36 protein-coding genes and 1 pseudogene are annotated in these 25,930 nt (G+C 56.1%); 22 read left to right on the top strand and 15 right to left on the bottom strand.

Features of this window, described 5'->3' with window-relative positions; genetic code table 11:
* Positions 1-5: 5 nt before the first annotated feature.
* From HXY31_RS08090 to HXY31_RS08070, 5 genes are read left to right on the top strand one after another with little or no spacing between them, the layout of a single operon-like run.
* Positions 6-1,067: a histidinol-phosphate transaminase gene (locus HXY31_RS08090; RefSeq protein WP_292641756.1), complete on the top strand. Its 1,062-nt coding sequence runs from the start codon at positions 6-8 to the stop codon at positions 1,065-1,067.
* The gene (locus HXY31_RS08085; protein ID WP_292641754.1) at positions 1,051-1,899 is read left to right on the top strand and encodes a cobyric acid synthase; all 849 of its coding nucleotides are present in this window, start codon (positions 1,051-1,053) and stop codon (positions 1,897-1,899) included. Before HXY31_RS08090 ends, HXY31_RS08085 begins: the two co-directional genes overlap by 17 nt.
* Complete coding sequence (locus tag HXY31_RS08080) at positions 1,896-2,864, top strand: cobalamin biosynthesis protein (RefSeq protein WP_292641751.1); 969 nt, start codon at positions 1,896-1,898, stop codon at positions 2,862-2,864. Before HXY31_RS08085 ends, HXY31_RS08080 begins: the two co-directional genes overlap by 4 nt.
* Positions 2,851-3,594: an adenosylcobinamide-GDP ribazoletransferase gene (gene cobS, locus HXY31_RS08075; protein WP_292641749.1), complete on the top strand. Its 744-nt coding sequence runs from the start codon at positions 2,851-2,853 to the stop codon at positions 3,592-3,594. The genes HXY31_RS08080 and cobS overlap by 14 nt, the downstream gene beginning before the upstream one ends.
* Positions 3,591-4,199 (top strand): NTP transferase domain-containing protein, encoded by a 609-nt coding sequence (locus tag HXY31_RS08070; RefSeq protein ID WP_292641747.1) that lies wholly within the window; start codon positions 3,591-3,593, stop codon positions 4,197-4,199. Before cobS ends, HXY31_RS08070 begins: the two co-directional genes overlap by 4 nt.
* On the opposite strand, the gene HXY31_RS08065 is transcribed toward HXY31_RS08070, so the two are convergent.
* Both HXY31_RS08065 and HXY31_RS08060 read right to left on the bottom strand, forming a co-directional pair.
* The gene (locus HXY31_RS08065) at positions 4,152-4,352 is read right to left on the bottom strand and encodes a 30S ribosomal protein S27e (protein ID WP_292641745.1); all 201 of its coding nucleotides are present in this window, start codon (positions 4,350-4,352) and stop codon (positions 4,152-4,154) included. The genes HXY31_RS08070 and HXY31_RS08065 overlap by 48 nt on opposite strands.
* Before the next feature lie 2 nt (positions 4,353-4,354).
* A complete protein-coding gene (locus HXY31_RS08060) occupies positions 4,355-4,630 on the bottom strand; it encodes a 50S ribosomal protein L44e (RefSeq protein ID WP_292641742.1) in 276 nt (91 codons plus the stop codon).
* A 102-nt stretch (positions 4,631-4,732) separates the two neighbouring features.
* On the opposite strand from HXY31_RS08060, the gene HXY31_RS08055 reads away from it, so the two are divergent.
* The 6 genes from HXY31_RS08055 to HXY31_RS08030 all read left to right on the top strand — a co-directional run bounded on the left by HXY31_RS08055 (position 4,733) and on the right by HXY31_RS08030 (position 8,656).
* Positions 4,733-4,855, top strand: a complete 123-nt coding sequence (locus HXY31_RS08055) for a hypothetical protein (RefSeq protein ID WP_292641739.1) — start codon at positions 4,733-4,735, stop codon at positions 4,853-4,855.
* 63 nt (positions 4,856-4,918) lie between these two features.
* A complete protein-coding gene (locus HXY31_RS08050) occupies positions 4,919-5,128 on the top strand; it encodes an MJ0042-type zinc finger domain-containing protein (protein ID WP_292641737.1) in 210 nt (69 codons plus the stop codon).
* 24 nt (positions 5,129-5,152) lie between these two features.
* Positions 5,153-5,575, top strand: a complete 423-nt coding sequence (locus HXY31_RS08045; protein WP_292641735.1) for a thioesterase family protein — start codon at positions 5,153-5,155, stop codon at positions 5,573-5,575.
* Between the two features lie 55 nt (positions 5,576-5,630).
* Positions 5,631-7,292, top strand: a complete 1,662-nt coding sequence (gene thsB / locus HXY31_RS08040) for a thermosome subunit beta (protein ID WP_292641733.1) — start codon at positions 5,631-5,633, stop codon at positions 7,290-7,292.
* Positions 7,293-7,347: 55 nt separating this feature from the next.
* The gene (locus HXY31_RS08035) at positions 7,348-8,379 is read left to right on the top strand and encodes a PfkB family carbohydrate kinase (protein WP_292641731.1); all 1,032 of its coding nucleotides are present in this window, start codon (positions 7,348-7,350) and stop codon (positions 8,377-8,379) included.
* Positions 8,380-8,410: 31 nt separating this feature from the next.
* Positions 8,411-8,656, top strand: a complete 246-nt coding sequence (locus tag HXY31_RS08030; RefSeq protein ID WP_292641729.1) for a hypothetical protein — start codon at positions 8,411-8,413, stop codon at positions 8,654-8,656.
* Here the strand turns inward: HXY31_RS08030 and HXY31_RS08025 are convergent.
* Both HXY31_RS08025 and HXY31_RS08020 read right to left on the bottom strand, forming a co-directional pair.
* A complete protein-coding gene (locus HXY31_RS08025; protein ID WP_292641726.1) occupies positions 8,637-8,936 on the bottom strand; it encodes a hypothetical protein in 300 nt (99 codons plus the stop codon). The genes HXY31_RS08030 and HXY31_RS08025 overlap by 20 nt on opposite strands.
* Entirely contained in the window at positions 8,933-9,184 is a 252-nt protein-coding gene (locus tag HXY31_RS08020; RefSeq protein WP_292641724.1) for a hypothetical protein, read from the bottom strand. The genes HXY31_RS08025 and HXY31_RS08020 overlap by 4 nt, the downstream gene beginning before the upstream one ends.
* An 83-nt stretch (positions 9,185-9,267) precedes the next feature.
* Between HXY31_RS08020 and HXY31_RS08015 the strand changes: the two genes are divergently transcribed.
* Positions 9,268-10,080 carry a plastocyanin/azurin family copper-binding protein gene (locus tag HXY31_RS08015; protein ID WP_292641721.1) on the top strand — a complete coding sequence of 271 codons (813 nt, stop codon included), beginning with the start codon at positions 9,268-9,270 and terminating at the stop codon, positions 10,078-10,080.
* An 81-nt stretch (positions 10,081-10,161) separates the two neighbouring features.
* Here HXY31_RS08015 and HXY31_RS08010 read toward each other — a convergent pair whose 3' ends face one another.
* Complete coding sequence (locus tag HXY31_RS08010) at positions 10,162-11,148, bottom strand: hypothetical protein (protein ID WP_292641720.1); 987 nt, start codon at positions 11,146-11,148, stop codon at positions 10,162-10,164.
* Positions 11,149-11,297: 149 nt separating this feature from the next.
* Here HXY31_RS08010 and HXY31_RS08005 point away from each other — a divergent pair, with 149 nt between their 5' ends.
* Complete coding sequence (locus tag HXY31_RS08005) at positions 11,298-11,429, top strand: hypothetical protein (protein ID WP_292641719.1); 132 nt, start codon at positions 11,298-11,300, stop codon at positions 11,427-11,429.
* On the opposite strand, the gene HXY31_RS08000 is transcribed toward HXY31_RS08005, so the two are convergent.
* Entirely contained in the window at positions 11,430-11,612 is a 183-nt protein-coding gene (locus HXY31_RS08000) for a zinc-domain-containing protein (protein ID WP_292641718.1), read from the bottom strand.
* A gap of 71 nt (positions 11,613-11,683) precedes the next feature.
* On the opposite strand from HXY31_RS08000, the gene HXY31_RS07995 reads away from it, so the two are divergent.
* Positions 11,684-12,181, top strand: a complete 498-nt coding sequence (locus tag HXY31_RS07995) for a dual specificity protein phosphatase family protein (protein WP_292641717.1) — start codon at positions 11,684-11,686, stop codon at positions 12,179-12,181.
* A gap of 4 nt (positions 12,182-12,185) precedes the next feature.
* Here the strand turns inward: HXY31_RS07995 and HXY31_RS07990 are convergent, their stop codons facing one another.
* Positions 12,186-12,461, bottom strand: coding sequence for a hypothetical protein (locus HXY31_RS07990; RefSeq protein ID WP_292641714.1), 276 nt, complete (start codon positions 12,459-12,461; stop codon positions 12,186-12,188).
* Positions 12,462-12,560: 99 nt separating this feature from the next.
* Here HXY31_RS07990 and HXY31_RS07985 point away from each other — a divergent pair, with 99 nt between their 5' ends.
* The gene (locus HXY31_RS07985; protein WP_292641712.1) at positions 12,561-13,445 is read left to right on the top strand and encodes an Lrp/AsnC family transcriptional regulator; all 885 of its coding nucleotides are present in this window, start codon (positions 12,561-12,563) and stop codon (positions 13,443-13,445) included.
* 2 nt (positions 13,446-13,447) lie between these two features.
* Here the strand turns inward: HXY31_RS07985 and HXY31_RS07980 are convergent, their stop codons facing one another.
* The gene (locus HXY31_RS07980; RefSeq protein WP_292641710.1) at positions 13,448-13,783 is read right to left on the bottom strand and encodes a hypothetical protein; all 336 of its coding nucleotides are present in this window, start codon (positions 13,781-13,783) and stop codon (positions 13,448-13,450) included.
* A gap of 286 nt (positions 13,784-14,069) precedes the next feature.
* On the opposite strand from HXY31_RS07980, the gene HXY31_RS07975 reads away from it, so the two are divergent.
* Both HXY31_RS07975 and HXY31_RS07970 read left to right on the top strand, forming a co-directional pair.
* Positions 14,070-14,303 (top strand): antitoxin VapB family protein, encoded by a 234-nt coding sequence (locus HXY31_RS07975; RefSeq protein ID WP_292641708.1) that lies wholly within the window; start codon positions 14,070-14,072, stop codon positions 14,301-14,303.
* Between the two features lie 5 nt (positions 14,304-14,308).
* Positions 14,309-14,692: a type II toxin-antitoxin system VapC family toxin gene (locus HXY31_RS07970; protein WP_292641705.1), complete on the top strand. Its 384-nt coding sequence runs from the start codon at positions 14,309-14,311 to the stop codon at positions 14,690-14,692.
* A gap of 2 nt (positions 14,693-14,694) precedes the next feature.
* Here HXY31_RS07970 and ileS read toward each other — a convergent pair whose 3' ends face one another.
* A complete protein-coding gene (gene ileS / locus HXY31_RS07965; RefSeq protein WP_292641702.1) occupies positions 14,695-17,922 on the bottom strand; it encodes an isoleucine--tRNA ligase in 3,228 nt (1,075 codons plus the stop codon).
* A 292-nt stretch (positions 17,923-18,214) separates the two neighbouring features.
* On the opposite strand from ileS, the gene HXY31_RS07960 reads away from it, so the two are divergent.
* Complete coding sequence (locus HXY31_RS07960; protein ID WP_292641699.1) at positions 18,215-18,385, top strand: hypothetical protein; 171 nt, start codon at positions 18,215-18,217, stop codon at positions 18,383-18,385.
* Positions 18,386-18,401: 16 nt separating this feature from the next.
* Here the strand turns inward: HXY31_RS07960 and hflX are convergent, their stop codons facing one another.
* Both hflX and HXY31_RS07950 read right to left on the bottom strand, forming a co-directional pair.
* Positions 18,402-19,472, bottom strand: coding sequence for a GTPase HflX (gene hflX / locus HXY31_RS07955; protein ID WP_292641697.1), 1,071 nt, complete (start codon positions 19,470-19,472; stop codon positions 18,402-18,404).
* Between the two features lie 35 nt (positions 19,473-19,507).
* Complete coding sequence (locus HXY31_RS07950) at positions 19,508-19,681, bottom strand: hypothetical protein (RefSeq protein WP_292641694.1); 174 nt, start codon at positions 19,679-19,681, stop codon at positions 19,508-19,510.
* A 161-nt stretch (positions 19,682-19,842) separates the two neighbouring features.
* Between HXY31_RS07950 and ppa the strand changes: the two genes are divergently transcribed.
* The gene (gene ppa / locus HXY31_RS07945; RefSeq protein ID WP_292641692.1) at positions 19,843-20,376 is read left to right on the top strand and encodes an inorganic diphosphatase; all 534 of its coding nucleotides are present in this window, start codon (positions 19,843-19,845) and stop codon (positions 20,374-20,376) included.
* A 235-nt stretch (positions 20,377-20,611) separates the two neighbouring features.
* Here ppa and HXY31_RS07940 read toward each other — a convergent pair whose 3' ends face one another.
* The 4 genes and pseudogenes from HXY31_RS07940 to HXY31_RS07920 form a co-directional block, all read right to left on the bottom strand.
* Positions 20,612-20,842 carry a hypothetical protein gene (locus HXY31_RS07940; protein WP_292641689.1) on the bottom strand — a complete coding sequence of 77 codons (231 nt, stop codon included), beginning with the start codon at positions 20,840-20,842 and terminating at the stop codon, positions 20,612-20,614.
* Positions 20,843-20,895: 53 nt separating this feature from the next.
* A pseudogene (locus HXY31_RS12365) lies at positions 20,896-22,110 on the bottom strand (AAA family ATPase).
* 87 nt (positions 22,111-22,197) lie between these two features.
* Positions 22,198-22,722, bottom strand: a complete 525-nt coding sequence (locus HXY31_RS07925; RefSeq protein ID WP_292641683.1) for a hypothetical protein — start codon at positions 22,720-22,722, stop codon at positions 22,198-22,200.
* Between the two features lie 110 nt (positions 22,723-22,832).
* A complete protein-coding gene (locus tag HXY31_RS07920) occupies positions 22,833-23,450 on the bottom strand; it encodes a hypothetical protein (protein WP_292641681.1) in 618 nt (205 codons plus the stop codon).
* Positions 23,451-23,612: 162 nt separating this feature from the next.
* On the opposite strand from HXY31_RS07920, the gene HXY31_RS07915 reads away from it, so the two are divergent.
* The 3 genes from HXY31_RS07915 (at position 23,613) to HXY31_RS07905 (ending at position 25,897) form a co-directional block, all read left to right on the top strand.
* Positions 23,613-24,788 carry a TrmB family transcriptional regulator gene (locus HXY31_RS07915; RefSeq protein WP_292641677.1) on the top strand — a complete coding sequence of 392 codons (1,176 nt, stop codon included), beginning with the start codon at positions 23,613-23,615 and terminating at the stop codon, positions 24,786-24,788.
* Between the two features lie 25 nt (positions 24,789-24,813).
* Positions 24,814-25,320 (top strand): DUF192 domain-containing protein, encoded by a 507-nt coding sequence (locus HXY31_RS07910; RefSeq protein ID WP_292641674.1) that lies wholly within the window; start codon positions 24,814-24,816, stop codon positions 25,318-25,320.
* Positions 25,321-25,447: 127 nt separating this feature from the next.
* On the top strand, positions 25,448-25,897 hold the full coding sequence (locus tag HXY31_RS07905) for a hypothetical protein (RefSeq protein WP_292641671.1): 450 nt from the start codon (positions 25,448-25,450) through the stop codon (positions 25,895-25,897).
* Positions 25,898-25,930 lie beyond the last annotated feature (33 nt).

Below are 25,930 nucleotides of genomic sequence, written 5' to 3'. Positions count from 1 at the left end.
CCGGTGTGACAGGCGCCTGCTCGCACGGTGGCATCTATTCGGTGGACCACAGGCAGGTCAGGGTGGACTGCAGCTCTAGCGTCAACCCGCTTGGCGCCCCGAAAAAGGCCATCCGGGTTATCGAGAAAGGCGCGTCGTCGCTTGCGCCTGTTTACCCGGACCCTGAATGCACCAGCTTGAGAGAGAGCCTAGCGCGCCACCTCGGAACCGACGCCGGCAGGATAGCGGTTGGAAACGGCGCGGTAGAGATTGTGCACTGGTTTGCGCAGGCGTTTGCAAAAAGGCGCGTTGTAATCCCGGCGCCCACTTTCTGCGAGTACGAGCTTGCGTCGCAGAGGGCCGGCGCCAGCATAACTTTCGTGCCGCTTGCACCGGACTTGCACCTTGATGCCGGCGCAGTCATTGACGCCGCCCGCGGAGCCGACGCGGTTTTTCTCTGCAACCCAAACAACCCCACCGGCTTGCTAGCGACCAACGAGATAAAGAAAATAATCGAAAGTATCGACAGCTCGACAAAGATACTGCTCGACGAGTGCTTTATCGAGCTTGCAGACAGGGCAGAGACGCTTGTCGACATGGTAAATGGGCATGACAACCTCGTGGTCTTGCGCTCCCTCACAAAGTCGCACGGGCTTGCCGGCCTGAGGGTGGGCTACAGCGTCTCGTCGCCGGCTGTTGTTGAAAAGCTGTCTGCGTTCAGGGTGCCGTGGAACGTCAACGGCCTTGCGCAGGCAGCAGGCGTCGCCGCGGTTTCAGACAGGGCCCACGTCGCAAGGGCTGCAAAGCTTGTCAAAAAAGAAAGAAAGTTCATACACGACAGGATCAAGAAAATGCAGTCGTTCACACCACTTGCATCAGACGCCAACTATTTCCTTGTAAAGCTGGACGGCCGCGACTCGACTGGGTTTCGCGACCAGCTGTTGAAAAAGACCGGCGTGCTTGTCAGGGACTGCAGCACGTTCACGGGCATGGGCTCGCAGCACGTCAGGATAGCCGTGAAAACGCACAGGGAGAACCTGATTGTTTTGAAAGCACTTGAGAGGATGGAAAATGGCAAGGCGCGCTAGGCTCCTCATGATCCAGGGGACCTCGTCAGGCTCTGGCAAGAGCACGCTTGTCACCGGACTGTGCCGGCTGTTTTCTGACGCCGGCTACAAGGTCGCGCCGTACAAGGCGCAGAACATGTCGTCCAACCTCTACTCGACAGGGGACGGCTGCAAGATGGCCCGGGCGCAGGCGATACAGGCAGTGGCAGCAAGGGTGCAGCCAAGCGCACTGATGAACCCTGTGCTTCTGAAGCCTCTTGGCGACTACCGGAGCGAGGTGCTTGTAAACGGCAGGTTCTACGCCGAGATGCACGCCAAGGATTATTACGAAAAGTTTGCGCTCAAGCAAGGGCTGCCTGTAGCGCTCAAGGCGCTTGACAGCCTGCGCAAAGAGCACGACATTGTTGTGATGGAAGGCGCCGGCTCGCCTGCTGAGGTGAACATCTCAAAATACGACATTGCAAACATGCTCATCGCCGAAAGGGCAAAGGCTCCGGTCATCATAGTCGCCGACATCGAGCGGGGCGGCTGCTTTGCAAGCATCGCAGGGACGATGCAGCTGCTAAAGGCAAGGCACAGGGCACTTGTCAAGGGCTTTTTGATAAACAAGTTCCGGGGCGACCAGTCGCTGCTCGAGCCGGGCATAAAGCAGATTTACAACCTTACAAAAAAGCGCGTCCTTGGAGTCATACCGAAAATTGATTTTGACCTGCCCGAGGAAGACTCGCTCACGGGCGGCCCCGGCAGGCCGGACCTGCCGCAGGAGTCGTGGGACTGGCAGATAGGCCTGCTCGCAAAGGCAATAAGTGAGAGCGTCGACATTCCCAAGCTGGAAAAGGTGGCTGGCCTTTGATTACACTTATTGCAGCGCTCGCCGGCGGGCTTGCACTTGACTGGGCCTTTGGAGACCCGCCTAACCGCTACCACCCGGTGGCGTGGCTCGGCAGGCTCGTCGGGTATTTCGTTCCAAGATTAAAGTCAGGTTCTGCAACAGTTGAAAGGGCAAAAGGGGCGGCGTTTGCGCTGCTGCTAGTCGGCCTGCTTGCGCTTGCGGTGCACTTTGCAGCAGTTGCAAGCTTGCATCTTGCAGGCCTTTTTACGCTTGGCGCGTTTTCTGCTATCATCCTGAAGGTGACTGTGGCCGTAAGGGGCATGGAAAAACATGCCATGGCAATAACCGGCTGCCTTGAGAGGGGCGACCTGCCCGGGGCAAGGCAGAACCTTTCCATGATAGTTAGGCGCAAAACAGACGACCTTGACGAGCAGCATGTCCTGTCGGCGACTATAGAGTGCGTGGGCGAAAGCACGGTTGACGGGATCGCAGGGCCGGTTTTCTATTACTCGCTTTTCGGGCCCGCAGGCGCCTTTGCGTACAGGGTGATAAACACCCTTGACTCGATGGTAGGCTACAAGGACGAGTACTATAGCAACATCGGCTGGATGTCCGCGCGGCTTGACACGCTTGCCAACTACATCCCTGCAAGGATAACCGCCTCTCTGATGGTGGTCTCGGCAAAAATCATCGGCGCTGACTGGAAGAATTCAGCACGCATGCTGCAGCGCGACCACGCCAAGACGTTCTCGCCAAACGCCGGCTACCCCATGGCTACCATGGCCGGCGCACTCAGGGTCAGGCTTGAGAAGATAGGCCACTATGCGCTTGGCGACTCGCAGGAGCCGGCGACTATAGAAAAGTGCCGCCAGGCTGTTTCGATAATGAAGCTGACGACGGTCTTGCTGTTCGCCGCGTTCTCGACACCGGCGATGTCCGTCCTGTATCTGGCCGGCTGGTGGAGGCTTTTGCTTGGCATCCCTTAGGCCGATACAGTCCGTGCTTGCGTTTCTGACCATACTGCCGGCTGGCAAAATCCATGACATACACTATGTCGCAAAAAACATGTACCTATTCCCGCTTGCCGGCGTAGTCATTGGCGGCATCGTGGGCGGCATGGCGTTTGGCATATCGCCCTTTTTGCACCCGCTGCTGGTCGGCCTCATCGTGGCCGGCAGCCTCGTCATACTCACGGGCGTGCACCACACCGACGCGCTTGCCGACTTTGCGGACGGGCTCATGGCAAAGGGCGACAAGGAAGTCAAGCGCAAGGCGATGCTCGACCCGGCCGTCGGCTCGGCCGGCGTCGCGGCGCTTGTCATGTACTTTGCCGGCATGATAATCGTGTTTGGCTCCGGCCTTTCCGGCTTTCAGATCCTGACAAGCATAATCGCGGCTGAAGTGATAGCAAAATACATCATGGTGCTTTTGACCTACAGGGGCACGTCTGCGTGGGAGGGGTTCAGCTCGCCCTTTACGGCTGCCATGAAGGACGGGCGCCGGATGGCCGCCGCGACTGGAATCATGATCCCAATAGTCTGGTTTGCCTCCGGCTATGCCGGCATGGTGGCGCTTGGCGTCTCGATAGCGCTTGGGGCGCTGATGCGCCACGCCTCGAAGAAGAGCTTTGGCGGGATCTCTGGCGACGTACTTGGAGCGTCAAACGAAGTGACCCGGCTTGCGTCGCTGATAGTGCTGTCGTCGGTGATGCTTTGATAGCCGCAGTCATGTGCGGTGGCGCCGGATCTAGGCTCGGAGCCGGCGAAAAGCCGATGCTGGAACTTGCAGGAAAGCGCTACGTCGAGCGGGTGATAGGCGCGCTTGACAAGTCGGGCAGGTTTGCAAGGGTGGTCGCGGCCGTGTCGCCCAAGACCCCCTTGACAAGAAAGCTGCTGGCCGCAAAAGGCGTCGAGATAATAGACACGCCGGGCGCCGGCTACCCGCAGGACCTGTCGCTCCTTCTGGCAAAGCTTGTACCTGAGAAGGTTCTTGTAGTCCCTGCCGACGTGCCGCTTCTCACGCTAGCCGTGGTGCGCGATGTGCTTGACCTTCTTGAAAAAGAAAGCGGTCCTGCCGTCTCGCTTGCGGCAGAGAAAAGCTTTGTGGAAAAGCTTGGCCTGACTCCAAGCGTGCTTGTCGGCAACCTGTGCCACTCGGGCATAACGCTGTTTGACTCGCAAGTTTCAGGACCCGTCGAAGAGCGCTACGTCGTCATGAACAGGGCAGAAACGGCGGTAAACGTCAACACAAAAAGGGAAAAAGAGCTTGCCGAGTCACTGGTCAAGCGTGGCGACGACTTTGCCAAGTATCCTGGCCTTTGAGCCGCTGCTCTGCGCAATCGGCTCGCCGCAGCCGGAGCACTTGATGTTTGCCGTCGTGTGAGAGAACACCGTCGTTGTTGCGCTGCACTTCTCGCACTGGACCGTCAGGAAATTGCTCCTTGGTTTTGGAACTGGGATCATTTCGCGCTTCATGCCTATGCTATCTCCAGCTTGCGTATCCTCATTCCTTCTTTCATGGTCTTTCTCTGGCAAGTCTTGCATGTATAGCGCAAAGTCATCTTTTTGGAGGTCTTGGCAGTCCTCTTCAGCTCGGGGAACTTTTGGCCGCCGTATCCCTTCTTGTCCTCGGCGTGCCTGCGTGCGCCTTCTGCTACCGTCCTGTCCTTGCCCTTCTTGTACAGGGCCACAGACTGGATAGTGTGCGTCTTGCACTTGGGGCAGAACTTGCGAATCTCCTTCAGCATCTTCATGATGAAGCACTTTCCCCTTGGGGTAATTTAATGTATAGCCGGGGCCCGCACGGGAGGAATGCTGTAGAAAATCTAATATACTTGTGCTATCAACCATCTGGCATGTTCGAAGCTCTGTTCAGACAGATCGACCCGGCCGCTTTCCCGGTATGGATTCCGCTGGCTTTTGGCCTCATCGTCGGCCTGGCCTATGCGATTGCCTCAAGCATGAGGCGTAGCAGGTAAACGCGGGGTCGCTACCCTTTCTTTTTCAGACATCTTTTTAGCAAGCTTTGTTTATGACATCTCGTGGGCCTCTTCAGCAAGCACGAGTGCGAGGAATGCCGCGCCAGGTTCAAAAGCTATGACGAGCTTGTGAGCCACGCCCAGCAAGCCCACAAGCGCCACGTCGTGAAATGCGCAAGTTGCGGCAAGCTTTTCCTCCACGAAAAAGACAGGCTCCACCACGTCAAGGAAGAAAAGGAACACAAGGTGGACGAGCGCCGGCACAGGTTTTAAGCCAGATGATCAAAGGAATCCAAGATGAGCGCTGATTTTGCATCAAGGCTGAAGGTCGGGGCCACCAAAAAGAGGGAGATAACGGTAGGCTCGAACATGACGACAAGCTTTCTCTGGGAAGGGGAAAACGTGCTGTCGACGCCGGCAATGATAATGGAGATGGAGGAGACCTGCAGGCTCTTGCTAAAGGAGCAGGCAATACCGGAGAGCGACTGGGATTCTGTCGGCACCATCGTGGACATTAAGCACCTGGCGGCGACCCCTGTGGGCGCGCAGGTGTTCTTGAAGGCAACAGTGGTATCGGTGGACGGCAGGCGGGTCATGTTCGAGGTAGAGGCAAGCGACAGGCTCGACAGGATAGGGGAGGGCAGGCACGAGAGGTTCATAATCAACGTTCCCAAGTTCAGGGCCAGGTTCGACGAGAAGGCGCGCAAGCTCGGCATGTGAAAAACATATATGAGAATCATGGAAAACTGCAATTATTCTAAGGTGAACTGATAGTATGGCATCGATTCAAACCACGGCTGGCGGAATGCCAGTATTAATCCTCAAGGAAGGGACAAAGGAGAGCAAGGGAAGGGAGGCACAAAAGAACAACATAGCAGCTGCAAAACTGATTGCAGAGATAGTAAAGACGTCGCTTGGACCGAGGGGCATGGACAAGATGCTCGTGGACAACCTTGGCGACGTCACCATCACAAACGACGGCGCGACCATTCTGAAGGAAATCGACGTGCAGCACCCGGCGGCAAAGATGATGGTCGAGGTTGCAAAATCAGTCGACAACGAGGTTGGCGACGGCACAACATCGTCTGTAGTGTTTGCGGGCGCGCTGCTCGAAAAGGCGGAGGAGCTGATAAACAAGGACGTCCACCCGTCAATAATCGTCGACGGCTACAACGCGTCAGCAGAGCAGGCGCTCAAGCTTTTGGAAAAGATAGCAGTCAACGTCGACGTTTCTGACAAGGACCTGCTCCTCAGGATAGCGAGGACGAGCATGGACTCTAAACTCGTGTCAGAGGACAGCCCACTTTTGGGCCAGATAGTCGTCGACGCGACAAAGCAGGTCGCCGAAAAGTCCGACGACGGACTGAAGGTGGACCTTGACAACATCAAGGTCGAGAAGAAGGCCGGGGGCTCGATGCGCGACACCAAGCTCATCAAGGGCATAGTGCTCGACAAGGAGGTAGTCCACGCCGGCATGCCAAAGCGCATAGAGAAGGCCAGGATTGCGCTCATCAACTCCGCGCTTGAAATCGAAAAGACGGAGATGAGCGCAGAAATCCGCATTTCCGACCCGCACCAGATGCAGATGTTCCTGGAAGAGGAGAACAGGATGCTGAAGGCGATGGTCGACAAGGTGAAAGAAGCTGGCGCAAACGTGCTCCTGTGCCAGAAGGGCATCGACGACATCGCCCAGCACTACCTTGCAAAGGCAGGCGTGCTTGCCGTGCGCAGGGTGAAGGAGAGCGACATGACCAAGATGTCCCGCGCAACAGGCGCAAGGATAGTAAACAACCTGGACGACCTCACCTCAAAGGACCTGGGCTCTGCAGATCTGGTCGAAGAGAGAAAGGTCGAGACCGACAAGTGGGTGTTCATCGAAGGATGCAAGAACCCCAAGGCAGTCACGATACTTGTCCGCGGAGGCTCGCAGAGGGTGGTCGACGAGGCCGACAGGTCGCTCCACGACGCCCTCATGGTCATGAAGGACGTGCTTGAAAAGCCCGCAATAGTGGCAGGCGGAGGCGCGCCGGAAGCCTACATCGCAGGCGAGCTGCGCCAGTGGTCGTCAAGCCAGGAAGGCAGGGCGCAACTTGCGGTGCAAAAGTTTGCAGACGCGCTTGACGCAATCCCGCTCAACCTGGCAGAGAACGCCGGCATGGATCCGATAGACACCATGACAGAGCTTCGCGCAAAGCAGAGCAAGGGAGCCAAGTGGACCGGGGTCGACGCGCGCAACACCCAGGTCACGGACATGTTCAAGCAGAACGTGCTCGAGCCTGTGGTTGTAAAGCAGCAGATAATCAAGTCTGCAACCGAGGTCGTATCCATGATCCTGAGAATAGACGACGTGATTGCCGCAACCAAGTCCAAGATGCCTGCCGGCCCGCCGGGCGGTATGGGAGGCATGGGTGGAATGGGCGGCATGGGAATGGAGTAAACCCTCCCCTCTCCTTTTTGCAAACTAGAAATACCGCGCTCTTGCACCCGTCTTGTTGATCGAAAAGCTGAAGCAGTTCAAGTCTCTGGGCTCGATAGTTGTCATGCCCGACTTTTTCGTCGACAGGATAATCAGGATCGAGTCTGCAGAAAAGCTGCTGGCAGCCATCGAGGAAAAGGCCAAAAATGGCGGCGGTAGCATCCGCGGCGTCCCGACGACTGACATCCGGGGCGGAAACGCAGTCAACGTCGCCTACGCGCTTGCAAAGCTCGGCGCAAAGGTCTCGCTCTTTACGGTGGCAGACGACATCGGCGCCGCCATGATAAGGCAGTCGTTCTCGCAGTTTGGCCAGTCCGTGACGCTGAGGATCCTTCCAGGCCGACAGGGCTTTACCACCTCGTTTGAGTTTGCGCATGACAAAAGCAAGGTCAACGTGATGGTGAGCGACGTGGGCGACAACGAGCAGTTTGGCCCAAACAGGCTCGGCTCGCAAGAAGATTCTGCGATACTAAAGGGCGCAGACGCGGTCATGGTGGTCAACTGGGCAAGCAACAAGAAAGGGACCGAATTGATGGAGCACGCGTTCAAGAGCTCGCCTAGCGCCATGCACTTTGTAGACCCTGCCGATATCTCTACAAGAAAGGAGGAGTTCCGCGACGCGCTGTTCAGGCTGTCGTCGGTGATAGACTGCCTGAGCATAAACGAGAACGAGTGCGCACACCTCGCCCATGCACTCGGCCTCGACGCGCCCCTAGGCACGGCCTACGGCCCGGACGACGTCAGGTCGGCTGCAAAAAAGATAGCCGAGAGCGCAGGCGTCACCACCGACCTGCACACGAGAATAGGCTCGGCGTGGTCAAACGGCAGGGAGGTTGAGTTTGCGCACGCGATAAAGGTCGAGCCCAAGCTCCTGACCGGCGCAGGCGACGTGTGGGATGCTGCCGACATCATCGGTTACCTCGCAGGGCTTGATCCCGCAGAGAGGTTGATGTTTGCAAACGCAGCTGCATCGCTTTTCGTGCGCGACCCCGCAGGCGAGCCTCCCGCGATAAACAAGGTTTTCGAGCTCATTGAGCGCGTCAGGTAGCCCTTAAATCGCCCGCACGCGCAGCAAGGCCATGATAGAAGCAGACGACGCGGCAAGAGTGGCCGACGCGCTGGCAAAGAACCTTGCAGGCGTCGCCATGTCAAAGAGCAACTTTGCAAGGCTGCCTGACAGGTACTGGGGCTATTACGCGAGGGGCCACGACGGCAAGGGCAAGTTCGCAGTCATAGTTACATACTCTGAGAACGAGGCTGACGTCGACGAGCTGATAAAGATGTACGAAGGGTGGGTGGCAAAGTCTAGGCCACCTGCTCGATGACCCAGTCGCGGAACCTGGAAATGGCAAACTCCTCCGACTGCTTTACAAACGCCGGGTCCTTTACGCGCCACTGGTCCTGCGGCATGCCGTCAAAGAATTCTTGCATGCAGAGGATGAACCGAAACCGCAGGTTGCGCGGGTTTTCTTCTATCCCGTAGCGGCGCAGGATTGACGCAACCTTTGCAAAAGTCGCGTCGTAGTCGCGCTTGAAACCCTCTACCTTGAACGTTTCGTGCAGTATTTCAGAAATCGCGTCGAGGTCCTGCCGGAGCCCGGTCATTTGGCCCTGAGCGCTTCCAGCTTTTTCGAGTACACGGCCTGCATGTTTGCGTCGACGTCGAGGCTGTACTTTGACGCCAGAAAGTGCAAAAGAGCGACTGATTCTGTTATCTCTAGCTTGGCGTGTTCTGCGTTGCCCTTTTCCATCGCAAACGCAATCTCGCCTATCTCCCTCACGAGGTGGATGAAAGCAGCTGACGCATTGTCGTCAAATTTCTTGCCATAATATTCGACAGCGATTGAGCTCATGCGCTCTCATGAGCCTGCCAGATATTAAAACGGTGTCCGGCCAACCACATGGTATATAGCGAGTTTCAGCCCTGGCATCTTTGTTGAAGAGGGAGTACCTCGCCCTTGCAGGCGTGGTCGCCATTTTCGTGGCCGGCGGTACCGCGCTCATGCAGTCAGGACTGCTCCCTGAAGAGCACGCGCAGGACTTTCGCTCGCTGGAGTCGATATCGCTCCAGTCGGAGATCCGGGTGATACAGGAGCCCACAAAAGAGGACAACACGTACATCTATGCCATAAACGACGTCGCAAAGCAGGCGTGGGAGATAGCGGCAGGCGACGAGGGAGTGAAGGAGATCCTGGGCAGCATAAAGGGAACAGCCGTCACAATCGCCGCCGTCCAGCCGACCGCGTTTGTGAGCCCCGACGGGAAGGTGACGCACAGCGGCCAGGGCCAGATAATAATAACTGCAAACTGGCAGCTGGTGGACGGCAGGAGGTACTCCGGCGCAAGCTTTTCCTCGCTTGACGGCAGGGCCGGCGAGTCCCACCAGAAGATATGGAGCGTCATAGTCGACCTTGACAGGCAGCGCGTGGTAAGCGTGATGGCAGAGCAGGAGCGCGTGATGAGAGAGACGCTTGCGACCAACATCGTCTACGGCGGCATGAACATGTACCTGCCAGACGTGGCGGAGGCAAGGCAGGGCTCGACTGTCAGGTGGGTAAACGAGTCCTCGGTCCAGCACAACGTCGTCGGGACATATACTACTGCGTCAGGCGAGACAAAGCTTGACAGCGGCTTTTTCAAGAGCGAGCAGTCGTGGTCGCACACCTTTGACGAAGAGGGCGTGTTTGACTACCACTGCACCATCCACTCGGAAGAGGGGATGAAGGGCAGACTCGTCATCAGGGGCTGACAGGGAGGGGGGTCGTTTCCAGTGGAAAGTGCCACAAAAAATTAGTTCTTTTATGCCGGCGACAGGCTAGCTTTCAACCGATCACCTCAGCTTTCTTATCGCCACAATGGCTGCTATTCCTGCACCTGCGACTCCAATTCCAATCAAGGCGATAGAATCCACGGCCGCATTGCCCTGCTCTGCCGAGTCATCGTCGGTCGGCAGCTGGTGCCGCCTCGCCTCAAGGACGGCAATTTCGCTGCATTCCGCCTCGTCTATTCCAAGCTCGGCACATTCCTGCAATACCTCCGGAGTGGGCTCTTCTTCCCCGGATTGCTCATAGTAGGACCACGAGCGTTCGTAGTACGAATTTGAAGTTATCACGACATCCAGCGGCTTTTTGTCGGAGACGCCGGGCTCAGACTGCAGGAATAGCACGCTTATTCTGGAGATGTCCTCGTACTGTCGCAAGAGCAGACGCTCGATGGCGGTGCCGTCTTCAAGCAGCTCCTGCTTGTTGTCCTCCAAGACGTTGGCGGCTTCGGAGAAAAGGACCCTGGCCTCGCCAGATGCCTTTGCGATTATCCTGTCCACCAGCTGGTCGTATTCTGCGCCGCTTCCCATGTTCTCGTATACTGCAATCGAGAATAATACCTGCCTGATGTGAGACAGCTCCAGTTCTGGCGGCAGGTCAACGGCCACTGTCCTGTGGGCGCAGCTTTCAGTGCTGCAGCCGTATTCCGGCGGAACCTTGCTTATCAGGATGTCAAGCCGGGAATCGTTCTGTTCATAGCTGCCAGAGACGTCCTCGACGTAGCTGTCAGAGAGAACGCCCCTTCTCTCGTCAAAGCTCTTCCTGATTTCCGGCAGGACTATCGTATCGAATATGGCGTATAATCTGGCGTCGATGTCGGCCCCCAGCGTATCTATCGTTTCCTCGCCGTCCACGACGACAAAGTCAAAGCGCGGATCCGGGCCCGGGGACAGGCCTGCTACCAGGCTTGGATGGCCCATCGGCACCCGCTTTGCCGCGGCAGTTTGTGGCAAAAGCACGCCTGTCAGGATGCTAGCGCAAAGCAGGAAAAGCAATGGCAGGCACAGACTCTTGGATGCCGTGCAGCATCCTCCTATGCGGTCCGGGGATGCCTGCTGCGTATTTAATCTTCTGCAAGAAGACTCTGACTACTATCAGCGACGTTTCTGAAACGGTTAAAAGCTAGGCTTTCGAAAGTCTGGCGTTGTCCGAGACAAAAGAAGCCGTCGAATGCCCGCGCTGCGGCTTTGAGATGAAGAACATGACGGCGTGTCACATGATCTGCTCAAATTGCGGCGGACACCTCGACTGCAGCGAAAAAGGGCTGACGTGGTAGCTAAAGCGGGTTCCTGTCCCAGTTCATCTGAAAGTCGTCGGCCATCAGAAGCGCCTTGTCCTTCATCGTCTCCAGGTACTCGTCGTATTTTGCAGAATAGCCGCAGTGCTCGCACCTGACGTTTTCCATGTCGTCGTCCACCTGCGCCTTTTTGCCGCACATGGCGCACCTTGCCTCAAGCACAGTGATATTGCGAGGGCGGAGCATATCTAGATTGCTAACCGTTATAAGTTCCAGAATCCAATCTTCGCCTGTTGACCCGCATAGGCGACATGTACCGCAAGATGCACGGCATGGTGTCTGACAGGCCCACCAACTTTAGCTGGGTGGAAGAAAACATGCTTGCAGGCTCGGGGATGCCCGTCACAAAGGCGGAGGTCGACTGGCTTGTGTCGCAGGGCATAAAGTCCATAGTCACCGTGAGAGAGGAGCCGCTCCCGCAGGAATGGGTCAACGACGGCATGGGCTACCTCCATCTGCCGGTGGACGACTTTGACGCTCCGTCGCCGGAAGACATCGACCGCGCAATTTCGTTCATTGAAAAAGAAGTGGCCGCAGGAAGGCCGGTCCTCGTCCACTGCGCTGCAGGAAAGGGCAGGACAGGCGTGATACTGGCGGCCTATTTTGTAAAGGCAAAGAGGATGGGCGCGGCGGCGTCGATTGACAGGATACGCGAGATGAGGCCCGGCTCTGTGCAGTCGGAAGTGCAAGAGTGGGCCATTACGATGTACGAAAAACACATCGAAAAATAGCGTCTTACTCTGGGATGGAATCGATTTCCAGATTGCCGCTCTGGGCCTTGACTGGCAGCTTGAAGCCTTTGAATACAAGCGTGATCTCGCCGTTGCCTTCCTCGACGCTCTGCAGCTCCTGGCCCTTTGCGCTGTTGCATGCTGCCAGGTCGACAGCGAGGTCGCCGTTCTTGATCTTGATAAACAGGTACCTGTTGTCCTTGAAGATTAGCGTAAGCTCGTCCTTGGTTTTCTCAAAATCAAGGAGCTCCTGACTCTTTATGCCGTCATACTTTGCCATACAGAGAACAAAAAAGGGCGGAGATATTTTAATTAACTGCGCTCAGGCCTGACTTTTGATTTAGGGAATCTTATATCCGAGGCGCGTGTACATTTCTCAGTGGATTCCAAGGACTTTCAGCTGCTGGTCGCGCTACACCAGAATGCGAGGCAGAGCTACAGGTCGCTCGGGCGCCGCGTCTCGCTGACTGCCCCTGCGGTGCGCGAGAGGCTGGAGCGGCTGAAGGACCAGGGCGTGCTCCACGGCTACGGGCTGCGGATAGAGCCTGGCATCTTTGACCGCGACCAGCTTATTGTCATTTTTCAGGGCGACCGGACGCGCCAGGAAGTGGAAAAGGTCCTGGAGCTACCTGACGTAGCGTTTGTGGCCTGGAGGCTTGACGGCGGCCTGGGCATAGGGACATGGTCGGACAACATCAAGCGAACAGTCGAAAACCTCACACGCGCCCTTGGATCCCGGCACTCCCGGGCGGCGTTTACCGAGCGCCGGCGCGACCTGCGCCCCCTGTCAATCCTTGACTTGCAGATAATCGACGCGCTGATAGACGACCCGACAATACCTTTGAATAATATCATAGAATTGACAGGCTTGAGCCCAAAGACGGTGCGAAAGCGCCTCAATGCACTTTTCGAGTCGTCCATCATTTCCATCCTGCCCCGGATAGGCCCCACCACGGGCTCGGGCGAGATAGTGTCATACCTCGCAGTCGACGGCAAGATAGAGATGAAGGAGCTGCACAGGCTGATGGGGGACATCGTGCTCGTGAACAAAGTGGAAAAACCGCCGATGAGGTACCTGCTCTGCAGGGAGAGCGACCTTGGAAGCCTGACTGCCAAGACAAGCGCCCTGGGCAAGCTTCCCGGCGTAAATTCAGTCACGACGACTCTGAATCGGGAGTTCCTGTTCTCGACAAAGACTGCGCACCGGCTCGTCCGGGAACAGATTCAGAAGATGGAACGATCGCGACCTGGTATTGCTGCGTAAGATCAGTCCGTGATTTCCTGATCGAGGCTCTCGAGGCACATCGACAGCAGTTCCTTGCTCCGGTTCATGATGTAGTCCGGGAACTGCTCAAACGTGAACACGAACTGCTGCTGGAAGTTTGGCGGGATGTAGCCGCCGTGCGTCATCACCTGGACCACGACGTACTGCTCGTTGACAGTCGCAATCTCTTCTTCGGCCGCGCCGTCGGTCTCCTCTATCGTGTGGCGGTACAGAACGACAGGCGTCCCTGTGCGCGTCGCCAAGATAGAGGCCCGCCTGAGCCTGTCCTGCAGCCTTGCGATGACCCAGCTGTCAAGGGTCACCTGTTCGTTGGTCAATTGCAGATACTTCAGCAAAAATTTCTATTTAAGACAGTATGGCAAAAAACATTGACTACGTGGGCGAAAAGCCCTTACTTGCCAGTACCTGCAGAAGTTGCGCTATCTGCCCCCGATAGCAAACACATTGCCACCGGCAGATATTACGTTATGGCAGCAAAAATGCACACCATTTTGTAAAAATTGGTTTATGCTGGAAACTCCGACCATGACTTGGGCTATGCTTGACCTTGGTTTACACCCGGTTCCCAAGTTTAAATACACGTATATGTATTCTATAATTAGAATGCCGACAAGGTCTCTGACAATAAAAGAAGAGGCTTACCGCGCTCTGAAGGCTCGAAAGAAAGAGGGGGAGTCATTCACAGATGTGATTCTCCGGTTAACTGGTAACAAGGGCAGCGCAAAAAGATTACTCGAAATGATGGATGAGTTGCATTCGCCAGAATTGGCTTCCAATGTTGAAGAAGCGAGCAAAGATTTCCGCAAGAGCTTCAAAACCCGTGACGTGACACTCTGATCAAAATGGCTTGTCTAGATACCGACTTTTTAGTTGCCTACCTGAGAAACGACCCCAAAGCCAGAAGCAAGCTAGAAGAACTGGAATCAACCGACGAACCCGTCCATACCACAATAATAAACGCGTTCGAGCTCTACAAAGGAGCATTCAAGGCAAGGGACACACGCAATGAACTTGCCAGAGTAGACAAACTCCTTGACGCCTTTTTCATACTGATGCTTGACAGAAATGCAGCACAGTCTGCCGGTGCCCTTCACGACAAGTCAAATCCAATCGGCGAATCCGACCTTCTGATTGCCAGCATAGCCCTTTCAAACAATCAGACTTTGATCACGAAGAACAAGAAACACTTTGAAAAGGTGCCCGGCTTACAAGTGGAAAGCTGGTGAACCTATTCAACGGAGATCTGGAACTTGCGCCCGTCTATTTCTACAGAACCGTACTTGACGCCCTCGTTAGGCTCCTTTGACAGGACAGCCTTCTTGACCCTCACGAGGTACGTCATCTCGTCTTTCATTGCCGAAAGCGCGGATATCTCTTCTTCTTCAAGGCCTGCAACGTACGCCGCCGACAAAATGTCCGTGGGGTTGTACTGCCTCTCCTTGCGCATTTGCTGCAGGTTGCGCGCAAGGTCGCGCAGGAGCCCCTTTGCGATAAGGCTCCCGTCTCTCTTTGTAGAAATGAACACGACTAGGTTGCCCCGCTCTGCAAGCGAGTAGCCTTCAGAAGCCCTGTACCTTACGTCTACGTCTGCCGGTGACAGCTCGACTGCCTTGCCGTCGTACGCAAGCGAGTATTTTCCGTTTGCCTTCAGTTCCAGAATAAGCGACTGCCTGTCTACGCCTTCAAACGCCTTTACCACCGCGTTGATGTCGGCCTTTACCCTGGGCGCGACTCCCTTTCTCACAAGCGACGCCTCGACTGCTATCGGCATCTTTTTCTCAAGCAGGCTTGCGGCCTTGTCAAGCTGCGTGCCGCCGCTTATCTGGACAAGCGAATACTTTTCTGCGTTCAGCTGGCTCTTCAGCGCGTCTGTCGTGCCGTCGACTTCAAGCGGCTTCAGCTCGGTGTGCGTCCCGCATATCGCGGCCTCGCCTATCGGCCAGCGCCTCTTCAGCCCTGCCAGGTTTCGCGCCGCGTTTGCCAATGATACTACTTCTTTTATCATGTCAAACGCGCCTTCCACCTTTGCGTCGACCAGCTTTTCGTCCCGCTCAGGCCACGCCTCAAGGAGCACGCTCTTTTTCCTTCCAAAGCAGGCCAGGTAGAGGTAGTCGCTTACAAACGGCGAGAGCGGGTGGAGCATGACGTCAATTTTCTCGAGCACGTGGCCCAAGACCGCGTACGTCGCCAGGCGCTTGTTCAGGTTCTCGGCGCTGTCGTCCCAGATGACGTTTCTTGTCAGCGGAACGTACGTCTGGCTCAAATGGTTTATCACAAACTCGTCGATGGCCTTTGCGCCTTCGTGGAACCTGCAGCGCTCAAACGCCGCCGTCACTTCTGTTATCAGGCCCTGCATCTTTGACAGGAGCCACGTTTCGGTGGGCGCAAGCAGGTTGCTTTCTATGACCCACTGCAGCATGTGCTTTTCCCTGTCGAACCTGTCAAACTCGCTGTTCTGCCTGAAATACACGTGGAGGTTGTGCAGCGTGCTCAGGATCTGGTACGTCCTTGTCTTCATCTCGTCCAGGCTGAAGTTGAGAGCCTCGATGGGCGACGACTTCCACATGAAATACAATCGAATGAGGTCGACCGGATTTTCGCCAAGCAGCTTGCGCGCGTCCAGCACGTTTCCAAGGCTTTTGCTCATCTTGTTGCCCTTCTCGTCAAGCACGTGCCCCTGGAACAGGAACGACTGGAAAGGCGCCCTGCCTGCCATTATCACGCCTTCCATCAACAGCGTATAGGCCCAGCCCCTTGTCTGGTCGATTCCTTCCGTCAAAAACGTGGCAGGGATAAGGTCAGAGTATTCCTGGTCGGTGAGCGACGCGTAAGGAGCGGCGCCAGAGTTGTGCCAGGTGTCAAGCACAAACGGCTCGCGGTTCATCTCCGCGCCGCACTTGCCGCACTTTATCTTTATTCTGTCAATCCACGGCCTGTGGAGCTCAAAGTCAGGGCCGTCAGGAAGCTCTGACGCCTTGCCAACTATCTCGGCCCTTGAGAACAGCGGCTCTTTGTGGCCGCATTTTCCGCAGGACCAGATGGGGAGCGGCGTGCCCCAGACCCGCTCGCGGGATATGCACCAGGGGTGCTGCTCTCGGATAATCTCCACGAACCTGTTTTTCGGCTGCTCAAAGAAATAGTCGACTGCCTGCGCCGATTCAAGCGGCCTGTCGCCCAGGTTTGAAATGATGTAGAAGTACTCGCGCCTTGCAAGCCACACGACCTTGTGATGCGAGCGCCAGCACGTCGGGTACTGATGTTTCAGTTTCCCCATCCTGACAGACGCGCCGGCTGCCTTCATCGCTTCGAACACCTTCATGTCCGCGTCGCGCACAAACATGCCGGCAAACGCGCCGGCCTTCTCGGTGAACACCACGCGGTCGTCGATGGGCACAAAGATGGGCACCTTGCGCTTGTTTGCAATCTCAAAGTCGTCCTCGCCGTTTGCCGGCGACAGGTGAACAAGCCCGCTGCCGGTAGCGGTGTCGACGAAATCCTCCGCGACGACGAAATGGACCGAGCCTGACCTTGCCAGCTCGTCAAGGCCGGGTATCATGTGCAATAATGGATGAACGTAGTGCTTGCCGTCAAGGTCCCTGCCGCTCACGACCTTTTCCACCTTATAGTCTTCGACGCGCACTTCTTTCATCAGCTCTTCCAGTCTATCTTTACCGACCAGCCAGCGCTCGCCGCCGGCGCTGTTTTCTTTGTTCACCCAAACATAGGCATACTCGGCCTTGGGGTTGACGCCGACCATCTCGTCTGTCACTATCGTAAAGGGCATGGTGGTCCAGACTATCAGGTAGGCGTCCTCGTCTGTCATTTTCACCTTGTAGTAAAACGATGGGTCCTCGACTGTCTCGTAGCCCTGGTTCACCTCGGCGTTTGAGAGCGACGTCTGGCACGACGGGCAGTACGCCACGACTCTGAACCACTCCTTCAGGACGCCTGTCTCCCACGCCTTTTTCAGAAACTGCCACTCGCGCTCTATGTAGTCGTCCCTGTAGGTCCAGTACGCCTTTTCATAGTTGAACGACATGCCAAGTAATTGATCGACTGCGACCCACTTCTCGTTGTTTTCGTGGATGAGCTTTTTGCACGTCTCGACTATTTTCTCGATGCCGACCTTGCCGACGTTCTCGGCCTTGCTGCCAGTGAGCCCAAGCGCCTTTTCTGCAGCCAATTCAACCGGCAGCCCCTGCGTGTCCCAGCCTGCGCGGAAAATCACCTTTTTCTTGCACAGCGTGTTGAATCTGTACCACAAGTCCTTGATTATTCGGCCCCTGAGGTGGCCGGCGTGCGGCTCGCCGTTCATTGTGGGCGGGCCTTCGATGTAGCCTACAAGCTCTTTGTCTGCGAGCTCGTTTTCAAGCAGGGCGCGCAGGTCGATGCCGTCGAGATAAGTGCGAACCTCGTTTTCGATCGCCTTGGCGTCGAAACGCGTGTTAAACTCCATCTACGGGAAGGCGGGGCCGTGGCCCGTTTAAATTTTTGGTTAGCGGCTCGATTCCGTACGTTCTTATTGCTTCAATACTGCTACGTAATGATGAACAAGCGGTTCTTATCAGTAAGAAGCCTTGCCACCTCGTCTTCCGGGCCATCTGGCAAGCAGAAAAAGTGCAGGGATTGCGATCAACCGGCTACAAAAGAGGCGATTTTTGACGTAGGCAACGGCATTTCAGTTCTCGAGCGATATTGCGAACCTTGCCTTGGCGTCATGCTCAAGGAAACAGGGAGCATAGCGTAAATTGTACCAGAGAGATTCGCCCAAGCTTATTGGCTCGGGCGCGCCAAAGAACGGCCAGGAGCGGACCGTGACAGACCGCGACGGCGTCAAGCACCTTGAGCACTTTGTGAACGGGAGCTGGCGCCACAGCGCAAAGTGCAGGCTGTGGACAAACAAGGAATGCCGGCAGTAAGACGTGGTTCGGCGAACTAGCCGCTTCCTGCCACTACCTTTTTGGCCGTCTTTTCAGCTAACCGCTGGCTGACAATTCCCCTCAGCTTGTGTATGCTGTACCCTGTTTTTGACGAGACTGCAATCCAGTTTTGAACCGCAAGGTCCCTGGCAATATCCGATACTGCCTCTTCTGAGCCAACCCTGTCGTATTTCGTAAAGACCACGAGCATCCTTGATCTGTCAACCTTCAACTCTTCAAGCACGCGCAGGCAGGTCGAGTACTTTATCCTGATGCTCTGCGTGTCCTCCGACGCGTCTATCAACAAAAGCACGACTTCGGCCGCCAGAGATTCCTCGAGCGTCGACTTGAAGGCGTCTATCATGTACGTCGGCAGCCTGCTGATGAATCCGACAGTGTCGGTGAGCAGCGCGTCGGTATCGCCGACCTTGAGCGCACGCGTGGTGGTGGAAAGCGTCGTGAACAGGCTGCTCGAGGTCTCGCGGTCCTCGTCGGTGAGCAGGTTGAACAGCGTGGTCTTGCCCGAGCTCGTGTAGCCGACAAGGGAGATGACCGGCATGCCGTCCCTCTCGCGCTGCTGGTGGTACAGCTCGCGCTTTTTCTTGGCGTCGTCCAGCTTTTCCTTGATAAACGACATGCGCCGTTTCAGCTCCCGGAACTTCACATCGACCACGTATTCCCCGCTGCCGCCTTTTCCGGGGCGCTCGTTGCCGGAGGTTATCCTTGCGTTTTCGCGCACCCGGGGCATCTCGTACTTTACCTCTGCAAGCTCTATCTGCAGCTTGGCCTCAGTCGTCGTGGCCCTCGATTGGAAGATGTCAAGTATCAGCCGCTCCCTGTCGACTACCTGGACGCCTGTGAGCTTTTCCAGGTTATGTATCTGCCTCGACGTGAGGCGCTCGTCGACTACGACCTGTTCCGCACCCGACCCTTTCAGGAATTCTTTTATCTCCTCCGCCTTGCCCGGGCCCATCCCGTACTGCGACCGGTTCAGGTACTTTTGCGTAAAGACCCTGACGCTCTGGCGGCCTGCCGACTCGACCAGGCTCTTCGCTTCTTCCTGCGCAAAGCTATCCGGGTACGTCACGAGTACCACCTTCCTTGACTTTTGGTTCATCAGAATCAGGACCAGTCCATGCAGTCTTCAGCCGCATACTCGTTCCTGTGGCCCCGGGAACACGTGTGGAATGGGTCGGCGCTCATAGCCGACTGCAGGCTGCCGGCGTTCTCGTCGGGGACATACAGCCCCGGGAACACCTCGCCACAGGTCTTGCACTTTAACATCAGCCTTGGCATTTGGCGTCTTCTGCCATGCTAGAAGAAGAGTTTATCACGATTGTTATAGCCCCGTCGCGTATAAGAATGCGGCGCGGATTGTGCCCGCCTGTGCAGCCCGGCGAGTCCATGACGCTCCAATAGGATTATATCTTTAGCAGCTCGCGTTAGTCCCGGTCAAATTGGCGCTCGTAGACACACTCAAGGCCGGCAAGAACCCGCCGGAAGAAATCAACGTCGTTATCGAGATCCCGAAGGGGAGCAACATCAAGTACGAAATCGACGAGGAATCTGGCGCGGTCTTTGTGGACCGCAAGCTGTTCACCGCCATGTTTTACCCGTGCAACTATGGCTTTGTGCCGCAGACAAAGGAAAAGGACGGCGACCCGGTCGACGTGCTCGTCCTTGGAAACGACCCTGTAGTCCCGGCGGCAGTGATAAAGGCAAACCCCGTGGGCGTGCTGATAACAGAGGACGAGGAGGGGCAGGACGCAAAGGTGGTTGCAGTCCCTGTGGCAAAGGTCGACCCGTCGTTTTCAGACGTAAAAGACATTGACAGCGTGCCTGCACACATCCGGGACCAGATAAAGCACTTTTTTGAGCACTACAAGGAGCTTGAAAAAGGGAAGTACGTCAAGGTAGCCGGCTGGGAAAACAAAGAGTCTGCGAAAAAGAAGATAAGCGAAGCGATGCAGCGCTACAAGGAAGAAAAGTAAACCGACAATCTATCAAGGCTTACAAGTCTTGATAGAACTTGTCTCTTTTACCGACCTTCAGTATCAAAACTTCATTTTCGGTGAAATTGACGCTGAAGGCTATCTGTAGCCGCCTACACGCTTTCTAAATACGCCCGATAATCCCTTTAGTGGTTTTACATCGCCCAAGAAAGGATCTTCACTCATAGATCTGCAAGCATCGAGAATCTTGATTCTTGCATCCGCCGGCAGTGAATCAAGCTCTTTTAGAGCTTTTTTGCTTACTTTTACTGCCAGCATTCAAGACATCTTCCAGATCAACAAAATCACCTTTGTTGCCTTTCAAGTAAGATGATAGTCTTGCTCTTATCTCTGCAGCTTCTTTCTTTGAGATGGTTTCTTTTTCTTCAAAGAGCAAAAGGTGCAATGCCTTTGATAATAGATCTACCTTTTTTTCCAATCTGTGTCGTTCTGCTTGGGCAGTCACTGCAAATACTACAGCTGACTTTGAATTTAAAGATTAGGAAAAAAGGGAGAGGCTTAGAGCGCCTTGAACTGGTCGCTCCACCGCATGTAGGCGCGTATCATGTCCACGCTGACAGACGGCTTGCGGATCTTCAGTATCTCCTTAAAGTCGCTCGTGCCTATTGCGCGCGGGTTTGCGCTGCTGTCCATCGCCTTGCCGCTCTCGAACAGCTCGTTGACCACGCGCAGCTGGACCGACTGGCAGATGTCCTTGATGTCGCTTGCGCTGTAGCCTTCGGTTATCTTGGCAAGCTCCTCTATCTTCAGGTTGCCCTCGGTGTTGAGCGGGCGCGTGTACTGGTTGAACAAATTATCCCGGGAAGCGTTGTCCGGCAGGGTGACGTAGATCCTCTTCTGGAACCTGCGCAGGAAACCTGCCTCCAGGCTCCACGGCTTGTTTGTAGCGCCTATAACGTAAAGCTGCGACTCTTTTGACTTGCCGTTTATGCCGTCCATCTCAGTCAGGAACTGGTTCTTTACCCTGACCTCGCCGCCGACCTCGCTATTCCTCGTCCCCAAAAGCGAGTCAATCTCGTCTATGAAGAGCAGGACGGGCACGCCCTCGCTCTCGTTGAGCTTGCGCGCCATCGCAAACAGCTTTGAAATGTTCTTCTCCGCCTCGCCGAGCCACTTGCTCATCATCGACGCCGCGTCGACGTTGATGAAGTAGCCGTCGATTTCAGCTGCTGCCGCAGCTGCGAGCAGAGTCTTGCCGCATCCAGGCGGGCCGTACAGCAGTATCCCGCGGGGCCAGCCTAGCGGGAACAGATCAGGCCTCTTCATTGGATAAACTATGGACTCCCTTATCGCCCTCTTGGCGTCTTAGAGCCCTATCACCTCGTCCCAGCTGACCTTGGGCTTGTCCTTCATGACAAGGTCGTCAAAGTCCGCCTTGAGCGTCTCGACGTTGCCCGGCTTTTGCGCCGGGGCGTGGCCCTTGCCGTTGCCGTTTGACGGCTGCGGCTTGTTTTCGATTGGTGCCGGCCTCTCCTCTTCAAGGCCGTGCGACATCTGCAGCGCCTTTATCCTGTTCTGGTAGGCGCTTGCCCTCTCCATGTACACCTTGTTTAGCTTGTAATCCGGGTAGATCTGCACGAGCTTGACCAGCGCCTCGATGGCCTTCTGGTACGACTGGATTGCCATGCCGCGAGAGCCCTGGGAGTCAAGCCTGATCGCCTCGGCTGCGTACTTGCTAGCGCTATTTTCAAGTTCCTGGGGTGCGAGACTCATAAACTACTGTCCAAGCAGGAATTGGTGCCCCGTTTGAATTACCCGGGTGTAAATCTATCTTGCCCAAGCAAGAAAAAACTTTGCACCCTACGCCGGCTCGGCTTCGCGCTCCTGTTCGGGTTCTGCCGCTGCCTCCGCGGCCGGGGGCACAGGCATTTTTGCCTCCGCCGCCTTTGCCGCATTCTCGGCCTCTTCCATTATCAGCTTTTGCAATTCCTGGCTTGTAGGCGGCGCGCCGGGGTACTCGCCGCCCGATATCTTTGCAACCGCCTCGTGTATCTCTGCAAGTGCGCTCTCGGCAATCGGGACCATCTTTTCAATGTCGTCCCGTATCTCGCCAACCGAACCGGCAGCCGAGTCGATTATCGTGATGAACTCCTCGAGGTATTTTGCCGCCTCCATCTTGCCCGACATCTCGTTGAGTATCACCTCGCCGTTTTTCACAAGTTCCAAGACGCGCTCAAGTTCCTGCCTGCTGTCGCCATTGCTTGCTCCAACCCTGGACTCGAGCCTCGCCCTCAGCACACTCATGGCATAGGCATTGCGCTGGATGCTTGCAAGCGCAAGCTGCGCCCTTTCCCTGAGGGTAGCGGTGTCTCTGCGGAACAGCAATGCCTACCATTAGCGCAGGGTTGCGACGAAAAGAGGCTGTGTTAAAAGATGTTGGGCTATTTGCCTACCCGGGGTGACCGGGCTGCCCAGCCGGGACAGCCACGTACCGGCTAGGCAGCTTTTGGCACGAGGGGAAGATCCGGGATTCCCGGGAACTCCTCCTTCATTACCTGTTCTACCGTGGCGGAGGCCTCTTCGACCAGCCTTGCCGCCTCCTCGTTTGCAGTCTCGAAGTTGATAGTGTAACCGCCCACCTGCCCGGCGTCGACCAGGATGCCTGACAGGAGCTCGGCAATGATGCCCAGGTCTGCCTCCATCTCTGGCACGTAGGGCACAAGCGACGAGCGCACGTTCTTGACAACCGACATCGCCGGGCTCAGGACTATCACAAGGTCGCCAAAGTCAGACGCAGACGCAAGCTTTGCCTGCATCTTTTCAAGCGCCACCTTGGCAGTCGAGACGACGCGGCTTACCTGCCTTGCAGTCGACAGTTCAGACGACAGCACCGTGGAATACTGCACGTTGTTCTCCTTTATCGACTCGAGCAGCTTGCGGAACGTCTCGGCGTCCTTCTCCTTCATGCCTGCCTGCAGGCTTGCCAGCCTTGCCACCTGGCCCTCTATCTTTTTGCGGACGGCCTCAAGCCTCGGCCTCAGCGGCCCGCCGGGTTTGGGGAGCGTGGAATCGTCGTTAACAACTGACTCTGACTTTACCCATCTTGATGTCATGATGACAAGCATCCGTGCGACATGGATAATACGACCCGTGTGCCGGAAAGTTTTGTCACCGCGGTAACAGGGAAGGGCGGTAACAGCTTGACATTTTTTCAAACTTGTGCCGAATATGTTTGACAATCCGTTTTACCTTCCGCCCGCAAGACTATGCGCCAGATGCCAGCCGACGCCATTGAAAATAATGATCTTCCGTCAAGCCTCGAGGAATTCGGCCTGTCAAAGTACGAGGGCAGGGCCTACCTGACCATGCTCGGCAGGGGCTCTCTTGCCGCAAGCGACCTTGCATACTATGCCAACCTGCCGCGCACAAAGGTGTACCAGACGGTGAAAAAGCTCGAGAAAAAGAGGCTGGCTGTGGTGTCAAAGCAAAAGCCGCTCATCTGCAGCGCCATCCCGCCCGAGGAGGCGTTTGGCGAGATTGTCAGCCTGCACGAGCGCAGGGTGAAAAACATGCAAAAGATTGTCGAGCGCCTGCAAAAGCTGAGCGACGAGGGCCAGCGCCCCCGCGGCTCGGAGGAGCGCAGGTATTTCATACTTGACGCCGACTCGGCGCTTTCAAAGGTTGCAAGCCTCATAGCAGGCGCCCGCTCGTCCATAACAGGGACGATTGACGCGTGGGGATTGCGCTTGCTCTCGCAGTGCAGGGGCCAGCTGGTAAAGGCCGCCACCAACGGCGCCCGCATAAGGCTCATAGCAGGAACGCAGTGCGTCGGAAGCGAGGGGCTTTTCTCGCTGCCGGACGGCATAGAGCTGCGCATGGGAGACGTACACTCTAACGTCATGATGATAGACTCGGCGCACACAGTCTCGATAGACTCTAGCAACGGCAAGGCAGCGCTTTTTGCCTCGCTTGACGCCTACGCCGGCCTGCAGAGCAAGGGCTTTGAGGAGGCGTGGGGCAAAGCCACAGAGGTGCGCCACGTGCTAGAGGCCGAGCCCGCGGTCGCGGCAAAGGCGCTCGAGCTTGCCCGGGCAGTCGACAACGGCCTTGCGTCGCACATGCTAGAGTACGCGGTAAACAGCGAGGACCCGTCTACCGGACTTTTAGAAGTCATGGAGAAAAAGTACGGGATAAAGCTTGCAGGCCTTGGCGCGCCTGAAATGCTCGAGCTTGTCGATTCTGCGCTGAAGATAAGCTGCGCCGGCGGCCTGAAACACGACAGGAGCAACAACATCCTCAGCCTGCATTCCAAGGCGGAAGGAAAGCATGTCCTGCCTTGGGCGGTGGTGCTTGCGTCATACTTTAGGAAGGCCGGAAACGACGCGAGGATAATGCAGGGCAAGTCTAGCCCGCAGCTGGTGCACCTGCGCCTTTCAGGTCCGATAGCATAAATACCTAAAACTGCAATCCGGCCCTGTGCGCCTTGCAATCGCGATAGGGCTTGGGGCTGCCGCTGCCGCCATTGCGACAGTGGTGCTCATGTTCTACCCAGCATACACTGTTGTGTCAGGCGACCCCGTCCCAGTTTCAAAGGAGGGCGGGCTTGAAGGCTACGACCAGACGGTTGTCTACATTGGAGGCGCAGGGCTCCTGGCAGACATTGCAGACACGCCGGAGAAAAAGAGCCTGGGCCTTGGGGTGCGCGAAAGCATGGACGAGGGCGAGGCGATGCTCTTTCCATTTGACATAGAAGCAAGACAGTCTTTCTGGATGCACGGCATGAAGTTTCCAATCGACATAATCTGGCTTGACTCTGACAAGACCGTGGTGCACATAGAGCACAGCTTGCAGCCGTGCACGCCGCTTGACTGCCCGTCGTACAACCCTGAAGAGGAGGCCAGGTACGTGCTTGAAACAGTCGCCGGGTTTTCAGAAAGGCACGGCGTAACCGAAGGCAGCAAGGCCGAATTCCAGCTGGGCTAGGATTTCCACTCTTTATCGCATTTTAGTGTAATATCTGCAAAATAGATTCAAGTAAAAATGGTACATTTACAGATATACTGTCCTGCGTTCCAAAAATTATTTATTCATAGCCCTCCATAGATAAGCCGTGTACGCCAAGTTTTGCAGCATAGAAATTTTGTCAAGCTACATCAAGGAAGTCAGCATGGGCGACCTGCTGACCGTGCAGGCGCTTGTAACAAACCCGCTTGACTGGCAGCACTTTTACGAAAAGATCTCGTCGATAAGGGAGGGCGAGAGGACAGACTTTATGGTCGTGACAGCCGAGGGCGACAGGCTGCAGGGGTCCGGCGACGTGGTCGAGATGGAAAGGTGGAGCAGCAGGGGCCAGTGGGGATTCAGGATAAAGATAAGGGTGAAAAAGCAAAAGTCGCTGACCGACCGGAGGACCCGCGCGCCCAAGCCTGCGGTCAAGCCCGCGATAGAGGTCACGGCAAAGCCGGCGGCTGTCGCCACGGCGCCAGAAGTATCGGTGGAAGACGTTGCCAGGTTCAAGGAGCTGCTCAAAGGCTCGCTTGCGATGGACATATCGGCCTAGCCAATTACACTTATAACGTTCAGCCAAAGCTTT

It is taken from the genome of Nitrososphaera sp. (genome assembly GCF_013388945.1).
GTDB lineage: Archaea > Thermoproteota > Nitrososphaeria > Nitrososphaerales > Nitrososphaeraceae > Nitrososphaera.
Note: the sequence above shows the minus strand (reverse complement) of the source record. Positions and strands in the feature narration are given on the sequence as shown.

Coding starts and splice junctions, on each gene's coding strand:
- HXY31_RS08055 (WP_292641739.1), top strand. CDS start 4,733: ATGTTCGAAGCTCTGTTCAGACAGATCGACCCGGCCGCTTTCCCGGTA.
- HXY31_RS07970 (WP_292641705.1), top strand. CDS start 14,309: ATGGCTTGTCTAGATACCGACTTTTTAGTTGCCTACCTGAGAAACGAC.
- ileS (WP_292641702.1), bottom strand. CDS start 17,922: ATGGAGTTTAACACGCGTTTCGACGCCAAGGCGATCGAAAACGAGGTT.
- HXY31_RS08060 (WP_292641742.1), bottom strand. CDS start 4,630: ATGAAGATGCTGAAGGAGATTCGCAAGTTCTGCCCCAAGTGCAAGACG.
- HXY31_RS07950 (WP_292641694.1), bottom strand. CDS start 19,681: ATGCCAAGGCTGATGTTAAAGTGCAAGACCTGTGGCGAGGTGTTCCCG.
- HXY31_RS08065 (WP_292641745.1), bottom strand. CDS start 4,352: ATGAAGCGCGAAATGATCCCAGTTCCAAAACCAAGGAGCAATTTCCTG.
- HXY31_RS07915 (WP_292641677.1), top strand. CDS start 23,613: ATGCCAGCCGACGCCATTGAAAATAATGATCTTCCGTCAAGCCTCGAG.
- HXY31_RS08045 (WP_292641735.1), top strand. CDS start 5,153: ATGAGCGCTGATTTTGCATCAAGGCTGAAGGTCGGGGCCACCAAAAAG.
- HXY31_RS07920 (WP_292641681.1), bottom strand. CDS start 23,450: ATGACATCAAGATGGGTAAAGTCAGAGTCAGTTGTTAACGACGATTCC.
- HXY31_RS07990 (WP_292641714.1), bottom strand. CDS start 12,461: ATGGCAAAGTATGACGGCATAAAGAGTCAGGAGCTCCTTGATTTTGAG.
- HXY31_RS07975 (WP_292641708.1), top strand. CDS start 14,070: ATGCCGACAAGGTCTCTGACAATAAAAGAAGAGGCTTACCGCGCTCTG.
- HXY31_RS08020 (WP_292641724.1), bottom strand. CDS start 9,184: ATGAGCTCAATCGCTGTCGAATATTATGGCAAGAAATTTGACGACAAT.
- HXY31_RS08030 (WP_292641729.1), top strand. CDS start 8,411: ATGATAGAAGCAGACGACGCGGCAAGAGTGGCCGACGCGCTGGCAAAG.
- thsB (WP_292641733.1), top strand. CDS start 5,631: ATGGCATCGATTCAAACCACGGCTGGCGGAATGCCAGTATTAATCCTC.
- HXY31_RS08085 (WP_292641754.1), top strand. CDS start 1,051: ATGGCAAGGCGCGCTAGGCTCCTCATGATCCAGGGGACCTCGTCAGGC.
- HXY31_RS08025 (WP_292641726.1), bottom strand. CDS start 8,936: ATGACCGGGCTCCGGCAGGACCTCGACGCGATTTCTGAAATACTGCAC.